9 protein-coding genes and 1 pseudogene are annotated in these 8271 nt (G+C 73.3%); 7 read left to right on the top strand and 3 right to left on the bottom strand.

Features of this window, described 5'->3' with window-relative positions; genetic code table 11:
• From ACIRFH_RS30625 to ACIRFH_RS30610, 4 genes and pseudogenes are all read left to right on the top strand, one after another.
• Positions 1-133, top strand: a pseudogene (locus ACIRFH_RS30625) (4-hydroxy-3-methylbut-2-en-1-yl diphosphate synthase); the annotation flags it as partial.
• Between the two features lie 159 nt (positions 134-292).
• Complete coding sequence (locus ACIRFH_RS30620) at positions 293-1141, top strand: GNAT family N-acetyltransferase (protein WP_403527834.1); 849 nt, start codon at positions 293-295, stop codon at positions 1139-1141.
• Positions 1142-1263: 122 nt separating this feature from the next.
• On the top strand, positions 1264-1797 hold the full coding sequence (locus tag ACIRFH_RS30615; protein ID WP_403527832.1) for a GNAT family N-acetyltransferase: 534 nt from the start codon (positions 1264-1266) through the stop codon (positions 1795-1797).
• Positions 1798-1870: 73 nt separating this feature from the next.
• On the top strand, positions 1871-3574 hold the full coding sequence (locus ACIRFH_RS30610) for a proline--tRNA ligase (protein WP_403527829.1): 1704 nt from the start codon (positions 1871-1873) through the stop codon (positions 3572-3574).
• Between the two features lie 477 nt (positions 3575-4051).
• On the opposite strand, the gene ACIRFH_RS30605 is transcribed toward ACIRFH_RS30610, so the two are convergent.
• The 3 genes from ACIRFH_RS30605 to ACIRFH_RS30595 are packed head-to-tail and all read right to left on the bottom strand — an operon-like array spanning position 4052 to position 5984.
• Positions 4052-4951: an aminoglycoside phosphotransferase family protein gene (locus ACIRFH_RS30605; RefSeq protein ID WP_403527826.1), complete on the bottom strand. Its 900-nt coding sequence runs from the start codon at positions 4949-4951 to the stop codon at positions 4052-4054.
• 41 nt (positions 4952-4992) lie between these two features.
• On the bottom strand, positions 4993-5457 hold the full coding sequence (locus ACIRFH_RS30600) for a ferritin-like domain-containing protein (RefSeq protein WP_403527823.1): 465 nt from the start codon (positions 5455-5457) through the stop codon (positions 4993-4995).
• On the bottom strand, positions 5454-5984 hold the full coding sequence (locus tag ACIRFH_RS30595) for a hypothetical protein (RefSeq protein WP_403527820.1): 531 nt from the start codon (positions 5982-5984) through the stop codon (positions 5454-5456). The genes ACIRFH_RS30600 and ACIRFH_RS30595 overlap by 4 nt, the downstream gene beginning before the upstream one ends.
• A gap of 236 nt (positions 5985-6220) precedes the next feature.
• On the opposite strand from ACIRFH_RS30595, the gene rimP reads away from it, so the two are divergent.
• The 3 genes from rimP to ACIRFH_RS30580 all read left to right on the top strand — a co-directional run bounded on the left by rimP (position 6221) and on the right by ACIRFH_RS30580 (position 8168).
• Positions 6221-6748, top strand: coding sequence for a ribosome maturation factor RimP (rimP, locus tag ACIRFH_RS30590; RefSeq protein ID WP_403527817.1), 528 nt, complete (start codon positions 6221-6223; stop codon positions 6746-6748).
• A gap of 2 nt (positions 6749-6750) precedes the next feature.
• Positions 6751-7749, top strand: coding sequence for a transcription termination factor NusA (gene nusA, locus ACIRFH_RS30585; RefSeq protein ID WP_403527815.1), 999 nt, complete (start codon positions 6751-6753; stop codon positions 7747-7749).
• A 137-nt stretch (positions 7750-7886) separates the two neighbouring features.
• Positions 7887-8168, top strand: a complete 282-nt coding sequence (locus ACIRFH_RS30580) for a YlxR family protein (RefSeq protein WP_403527812.1) — start codon at positions 7887-7889, stop codon at positions 8166-8168.
• Positions 8169-8271 lie beyond the last annotated feature (103 nt).

Below are 8271 nucleotides of genomic sequence, written 5' to 3'. Positions count from 1 at the left end.
GGGCGAGGTCATCAAGACCGTGCCCGAGTCCAAGATCGTGGAGACCCTGATCGAGGAGGCCATGAAGATCGCCGAGCAGATGGAGAAGGACGGCGTGACCTCCGGAGAGCCGTCGGTCTCCGTCGCGGGCTGACCCTCTCCGCCCGGTGGCGCCGTGCCCGGGGGCGAAGCCCCCGGGAGGCACGGCGTCCGACGCCCACGGTCGAACAAGCGGCAACCACCACGGGGCGACGCCCCCGAGCCTCCGCAGGTACAGTGCGGAGATCAGCAGATCTCAGGGTGAGGCCCGCACGTGTTGACGCAGACCACCTCCCGCGTGCTCGAACCGAGCGACCTGGACGCCGCGCTCGCCGTCCTCGACCGCGAGCCGGTCGCCAACGCCTTCGTGGCCGCCCGGGTGCAGATCGCGGGCCTCGACCCGTGGCGCCTCGGCGGCGAGATGTGGGGCTGGTACGAGGACGGCATGCTGACCTCCCTGTGCTACGCGGGGGCCAACCTCGTCCCCATCTGCGCCACTCCCCGTGCCGTCCGCGCCTTCGCCGACCGCGCCCGCCGGGCCGGCCGGCGATGCTCCTCCATCGTCGGCCCCGCCGAGTCCACCGCCCAGCTCTGGCGACTCCTCGAACCCGGCTGGGGACCGGCCCGCGAAGTCCGCGGCCGGCAACCCCTCATGGTCACCGACCGCATGAGCGCCGACGTCGCCCCCGACCCCCGCGTCCGTCGCGTCCGCAAGGACGAGATGGAGCGGATCATGCCGGCCTGTGTGGCGATGTTCACCGAGGAGGTCGGTGTCTCCCCGCTGGCCGGCGACGGCGGCCTGCTCTACCAGGCCCGCGTCGCCGAACTCGTCGGCTCCGGCCGCTCCTTCGCCCGCTTCGACGGCGACGGCCGGGTCGTCTTCAAGGCCGAGATCGGCGCCGCCACCGACCGCGCCTGCCAGATCCAGGGCGTCTGGGTGGCCCCCGAGTACCGGGGACGCGGACTGGCCGCACCGGGCATGGCGGCCGTCCTGCGCTACGCGCTGGCCGACGTGGCCCCGGCGGTGAGCCTGTACGTGAACGACTTCAACACGGCGGCCCGGCGGACGTACCGGCGGGTGGGCTTCCGGGAGGTCGGTTCCTTCATGAGCGTCCTGTTCTGACCTCGGCCCGAAGGGCCGCGGGACCGTGCCGACATGCGGCTCCGCCGCGTGGGCGCGACCGGCCCCGGCAACCGGCACCAGGCCCCCGCACACGACTGCGTCCCCCCTGTAGGCTCCCCGCCATGGACCTCGTCATCGGCCCCTTGGACCTCTCAGCCCACGTCGACGAGGCCCTTGCCGTCCAAGCCGCCGCCTTCGGCCTCGGCCCCGACGAGGTGGCCGTCCGCCGCCAGATCGTCCAGCGCCACATGACCTATCCCGGCGCTCGCGCCCTCGGTGCCACCACCCCCGCAGGGGACCTCGTCGGCTTCGTCTACGGCATGCCCAACGACCGCACCCACTGGTGGTCCACCGTCGTCGAGCCCTACCTCCGCGCCCAGCACAACGACGACTGGCTCGACGACTCCTTCGTCATCACCGAACTCCACGTCCACCCGGCCCACCAGAACCGCGGTGCGGGCCGCGCGCTGATCACCACGATCACCGACACCGCCGCCGAACCCCGCTCGATCCTCTCCGCGATCGACACCGAGAGCCCCGCCCGCGGCCTCTACCGCTCCCTCGGCTACACCGACCTCGCCCGCCGGGTCCTGTTCCCCAGCGCTCCCCGGCCGTACGCCGTGATGGGCGCGCCCCTCCCACTGCGCAGGCCATAACCGATTTCCACCGCGCCGGACCACCCGGCTAACCTCCTAGCACCACCCTTACGCAGCAGGAGACACGAGAACCATGGCCAACGCACCGGTCCAGCGCATGTCGAAGTTGATGGCGAAGACGCTGCGCGACGACCCGGCGGACGCCGAGGTCCTCAGCCACAAGCTGCTGGTCCGCGCCGGGTACGTGCGCCGCACCGCCGCCGGTCTGTGGAGCTGGCTGCCGCTCGGCAAGAAGGTCCTCGGCAACATCGAGCGCATCGTCCGCGAGGAGATGGACGCCATCGGCGCCCAGGAAGTGCAGCTCCCCGCCCTGCTGCCGCGCGAGCCGTACGAGGCCACCGGCCGCTGGGAGGAGTACGGCCCCGAGCTGTTCCGCCTCCAGGACCGCAAGGGCGCCGACTACCTCCTCGGCCCCACCCACGAGGAGATCTTCACGCTGCTGGTGAAGGACCAGGCGTCCTCCTACAAGGACCTGCCGGTCATCCTCTACCAGATCCAGAACAAGTACCGCGACGAGGCCCGCCCCCGGGCCGGCATCCTGCGCGGCCGCGAGTTCCTGATGAAGGACTCCTACTCCTTCGACGTCGCCGACGAGGGCCTCGCCGAGTCCTACGCCCTGCACCGCGCCGCCTACCAGCGCATCTTCGAGCGCCTCGGCCTCGACTACCGCATCTGCGCGGCCACCGCCGGCGCGATGGGCGGCTCGAAGTCCGAGGAGTTCCTCGCGCCCGCCGAGGCCGGCGAGGACACCTTCGCGGACTGCCCGAACTGCGACTTCGCCGCCAACACCGAGGCGATCACCTACACCCTCCAGCCGGTGGACGCGGCCGGAGTGCCCGCCGCCGAGGACATCCCGACCCCCGACACCCCGACCATCGAGACCCTCGCCGCCTCCCTCGGCGTCCCGGCCTCCGCCACGCTGAAGAACCTGCTGGTCAAGGTGGACGGCGAGATCGTCGCCGTGGGCGTGCCCGGCGACCGCGAGGTCGACATGGACAAGGTCGAGGCGCACTTCGCCCCGGCCGCCGTCGAGCTGGTCACCGCCGAGGACTTCGTTGGCCGCCCCGACCTGGTCCGCGGCTACGTCGGCCCGCAGGGCTTCGGCGACAAGCTGAAGTACATCGCCGACCCGCGCGTGGCGCCGGGCACCGCCTGGATCACGGGCGCCAACAAGGAGCACACCCACGCCAAGAACGTCGTCGCCGGCCGCGACTTCGAGGTCGACGAGTACGTCGACGTCGTCGTGGTCCGGGAGGGCGACCCCTGCCCGAAGTGCGGCACCGGCCTGAAGCTGGACCGCGCCATCGAGATCGGCCACATCTTCCAGCTGGGCCGCAAGTACACCGACGCCCTCAAGCTCGACGTCCTCGGCCAGAACGGCAAGCCGGCCCGCGTCACCATGGGCTCCTACGGCATCGGCGTCTCGCGTGCCGTGGCCGCCCTCGCCGAGCAGCACGCCGACGAGAAGGGCCTCGTCTGGTCCAAGGAGGTCGCCCCGGCCGACGTCCACGTCGTCGCCGCCGGCAAGGCCCTGCAGACCGAGCTGGCCCTGGAGCTCTCCGACAAGCTGGCCGCCGCGGGCGTCCGCGTCCTGGTGGACGACCGGGCCGGCGTCTCCCCGGGCGTCAAGTTCACGGACGCCGAGCTCATCGGCGTCCCGCAGATCCTGGTCGCCGGCCGCCGCTCCGCCGAAGGCGTGGTGGAACTGAAGGACCGCCGCACCGGCGAGCGCGAGGAACTGACGGTCGATGAGGCCATCGCCCGCCTGACCAACTGACGGCCTAGGGGGAGGCGACGTTCGTCCCCGCACCCGACGTGCGTGCGGCCCGGTGCTGCCGTTGCCCGACACGGACGGGGGATGCCTCCCCCGGAGGGGGGTACCCCCAGCGGCACGGCTGCCCGCAGCTGAGTGGGTGACGGGGGTCAGTCGCGTACGGCGGGAAGGGGACGTGTCGGGGGGTGTCCGCCCGCAGCGGTTGGCGCGTCAACGCCTCGCCTGTTGGTCAGTACCCGATTCCGCGCCGTTCCGAGGACGGACACCCCCCGGCGCGGCCCCGACCCACAGCCCACCGAAGGCGCTACGCGCACCCCCACCGAACCCGCCACAGGCCGCCGCAGGCACCCCACCCGCACAGGCGCCGCAGGCACCCCGCACCCCACCCACCCAGCACAGGCCGCCGCAGGCACGCCCGCCCACGCGCCGCAGGCACCCGCCCACGCGCCGCAGGACCCGCAGGCACCCGCAGGCACCCGCTCACAGCCAGGTGGCGAACTCCAGCAGCAGCTCCGCGTCCCGCTCGCGCCCGACCCGATGGGCCCGCACGCCCGACTCGACCGCGCGGAACAGCGTCCAGCCGCGCAGCCGTTCCTGGTCGACCTCCAGCGACTCGGCGAGCCGCTTCACCCTCCGCCGGGTCGTCGCGGCGCCGGACGGCTGGGCGATCAGGTCCTCCACCCGGTCCCGCACCAGCCGCGCCAGATCGAAGGCGCTCTCGCCGACCACCGGGTCCGGCCCCACGGCCAGCCACGGCATCCGGTCCCCGGCGAGCACCTTGCTCTGCCGGAACGTGCCGTGCAGCAGCCGCTGTTCGGGCGGCGCGGCCAGCAGCTCCTCGCGGGCCGCCAACGCCGCGTCCACCAGTGCGGCCACCCCAGGATCGGCCGCGGCACCCGCCCGCATGGCCTCGGCCTGCCGTCCGGTCCGCTCGGCCACGGTCTCGAAGGAGTGACCGGCGGGCGGCTCCACCCACAGCCGCCGCAGCGTGCCCGCGGCCTCCAGCAGTGCCTTCGACTCGGGCAGGGACCGCACCGAGACGTCCGGATGCAGCCGCTCCAGCAGCAGCACGCCCTCCGGCGTGTCCCCGTCGAGCAGTTGCACGGCGCCCAGCCCGCCCCAGTGGGCGAGCGCAGCCCGCTCGCTCCCGGGCCGGGCCCGGCGGGGGGCCAGCTTGAGCACCGCCGGCGTCCCGTCGGCCCGCCGCACCAGGAGCACCAGGCTGCTGCGTCCGCCGGGCACCTGCACCCGTTCGACGGTCACCCCGCACAGCGCCACGGCCTCCCGCGCCGTCTCCGGCAGCTTCTCCAGCCAGTCGTCCCCGACCGGTGCCGTCTCACCGAGCGCCCTGACCAGACGCGGCGGCGGTTCGAAAGCCATGCGCGAGCCGTTCCCTTCCCGTACGGGACCTGCCGTACGTGTTACGCAGTCGGTGTCGCCGAGGCCGACGGTGTGCCGGCCCGCTCGGCGAGCCCAGGGAAGGCTACGCTCCCGCCGCGCCAGCGCACGGCCCGGACCGCCGCCTCCCGCAGCGCCCCGGCCGCCGTGGCCCGCAGCTCGCCCCCGGCCGCCCGCACCAGGTCGGAGTAGACCCCGGCCGTCCGGCTCTCCAGCTCGGCCGCCAGCCGCACCGCGGCCGCCGCGTCCGGCACCGCGAAGGGCAGCGCGTACCCGGCCGCCGCGGCGACCGGCCTGCCGCCCAGATCGCCCACCTCGCGCACCAGCGCGTCCCGCCGCGCCCGGTGCGCGTCGTAGGCCGTCCGCGCCTCGGCGCGCCGCTCCTCGCCGATCCGCCCGCCGACGACCCCGTAGCCGTACACCGCGGCGTGCTCGGCCGCCAACGCCGCCTGGAGGGCGTCCAGCACCCGGTCCTTCGCCTCGCTCACCTGTCACCCTCCGTCAGCAGGAACACGTGCGCCGCCCCGGCCGCCGCCACCGACGCCAGCAGCCGTGCCGACTCGCCCGGTACCTCCAGCAGCGCCCCGGCCCGCCGGTCGGCCAGCTCGCGCTCGGCGGCGGCCAGCCCGGCCAGCGCGTCCTTCTCGTTCACCGGCACACCGGAGCCGTCCCCCGGCCCGGCGGCCCGCGCCGAGCCCGACGGCGACGCCTTCGGGGAGGCGGGGCGCGCGCCGCCGAACGCCTCCGCGTGCCGTACGACCTCGTCCCGCAGGGGCCGCAGCCGCGCGGCCAGCCCCGGATGCGCGGCGATCACCGCGTCGTACCGCGCGGCCAGCACCTCGCTGTCCCGCGCCGCACGCGCGCGTGCCCGTTCGTCGGCGGACGGCACGGCGCCCGTGGTGCCGGTACCGGAGCCGCCGGAACAGCCGGCGAGCAGGGCGGCCCCGGCGGCCGAGGCGAGCAGACTCCTTCGGCGCGGCCCCGTGGGCAGGCGCGGCGATGAGGGGAACGACACGGCAGACGTCCTCGGCAGACTCGTACGGAACCGACGGGTGAGCGAGGGCGCGCGGCGAAAGGAGCGGGGACCAGCGGCGCGGCACGCCCGTGATCACGGTACCCGGGCCTCGCCCGGGCACCACTCGGCGGCACCGCCGGTGCCGGGTGGACGGCAACACCCCCCGCGACCGGATACCCTTTGACCAGACACGCGACCCATCCCACAACAGCACACGCGGCCGAGGAGTCACCCGGATGAGCACCACCCAGAGCGAGAGGCTGCGAGAGCTGTTGGAGCCGCTCGTCACCTCCCAGGGTCTGGACCTCGAAGAGATCGCCGTGGACTCGGTCGGGCGCAAGCGCGTGCTGCGTGTCGTCGTCGACTCCGACACCGGTGCGGACCTCGACCGGATCGCCGATGTGAGCCGCGCGCTCTCGGCGAAGCTCGACGAGACGGACGCGATGGGCGACGCGGAGTACACCCTCGAGGTCGGAACGCCGGGCGCGGAACGCTCCCTGACGGAACACCGCCACTACGCGCGCGCCGTGGACCGCCTGGTGCGGTTCCAGCTCCACGAGGGCGGCGAACTGGTCGCCCGGATCCTCGGCGTGGACGACGACGGACTCGACCTCGAAGTACCCGGAGTGAAGGGCCGAAGGGCCACCACCCGCAGACTCGCCTTCGGCGACATCGACAAGGCGCGCGTCCAGGTCGAGTTCAACCGCAGGGACAAGCAGGACCAGAAGGACCAGAAGGACATGACGGAAGAGGAGGAGGCGTAGCCGTGGACATCGACATGAGCGCCCTGCGGGGCTTGGTACGGGAGAAGGAGATCTCCTTCGACCTGCTGGTCAAGGCGATCGAGTCGGCCCTCCTCATCGCCTATCACCGCACCGAGGGAAGCCGCCGGCACGCGCGCGTGGAGCTCAACCGGGAGACCGGGCATGTGACCGTGTGGGCGAAGGAGGACCCCGACGACCTCGAAGAGGGCCAGCAGCCCCGCGAGTTCGACGACACCCCGTCGGACTTCGGCCGTATCGCCGCCACCACCGCCAAGCAGGTCATCCTGCAGCGGCTGCGCGACGCCGAGGACGACGCGACGCTCGGCGAGTACGCGGGCCGCGAGGGCGACATCGTCACCGGAGTGGTCCAGCAGGGCCGCGACCCGAAGAACGTGCTCGTCGACATCGGCAAGCTGGAGGCCATCCTGCCGGTGCAGGAGCAGGTCCCCGGCGAGAGCTACCCGCACGGCACGCGGCTGCGCAGCTACGTCGTCCGGGTGGCGAAGGGCGTGCGCGGTCCGTCCGTGACCCTCTCGCGCACGCACCCCAACCTGGTGAAGAAGCTCTTCGCCCTGGAGGTGCCGGAGATCGCCGACGGTTCCGTCGAGATCGCCGCCATCGCCCGCGAGGCCGGCCACCGCACGAAGATCGCCGTGCGCTCCACCCGCTCGGGTCTGAACGCCAAGGGCGCCTGCATCGGCCCCATGGGCGGCCGGGTCCGCAACGTGATGGGCGAGCTGAACGGCGAGAAGATCGACATCGTCGACTGGTCGGACGACCCGGCCGAGATGGTGGCGAACGCGCTCTCCCCGGCCCGCGTCTCCAAGGTCGAGATCGTGGATCTGGGGGCCCGCTCCGCGCGGGTGATCGTGCCGGACTACCAGCTGTCGCTGGCGATCGGCAAGGAAGGCCAGAACGCCCGGCTCGCGGCCCGGCTGACCGGCTGGCGGATCGACATCCGGCCGGACACCGAGCAGCCCGCCGAGCGTCCCGCGGAGTAGGACGGCCCGGCCGCCCGGCCGGGAACGGGGAATAGATCCAAGCCGCCCGCCGCTGAGATCACGACAGGTTGGTGCACGGCATGTGTTCGATTCTTGCCCCAAAGGGGTGAGGTCGGCCCGGGGAGGTAGACTGAGGAGTGTCTGGCCGGACATCTGGCCGCGCACGCCCTGAGCGCACCTGCGTGGGGTGCCGGGAGCGAGCGGTCAAGAGCGAGCTGCTGCGGACCGTGGTGATCGAGGACGCGTGCGTCCCCGATGTACGCGGTACGCTGCCCGGCCGGGGTGCGTACGTGCACCCCGCCGCGGTCTGTGTCGACCAGGCGGTGCGCCGCAAGGCGTTCCCGCGGGCGCTCCGCGTCCCGGGTCCGCTCGACGTAAAGGCGTTGCGCCGCTACGTCGAGCAGGCACAAGGTTGCTGAAGGCACCATGTGAGCAACCTGGTAAGGAAGACGTGCCGCACGGAACCCCGTGCGGTCTGGTACCTCGCGAGTCGAAAGCAGGTCGAGATTGCGATGAGCACTC

This window comes from Streptomyces sp. NPDC093586 (assembly GCF_044764905.1).
GTDB lineage: Bacteria > Actinomycetota > Actinomycetes > Streptomycetales > Streptomycetaceae > Streptomyces.
The sequence above is the reverse complement of the archived record's forward strand: the minus strand, read 5'-3'. Positions and strand labels throughout refer to the sequence as shown.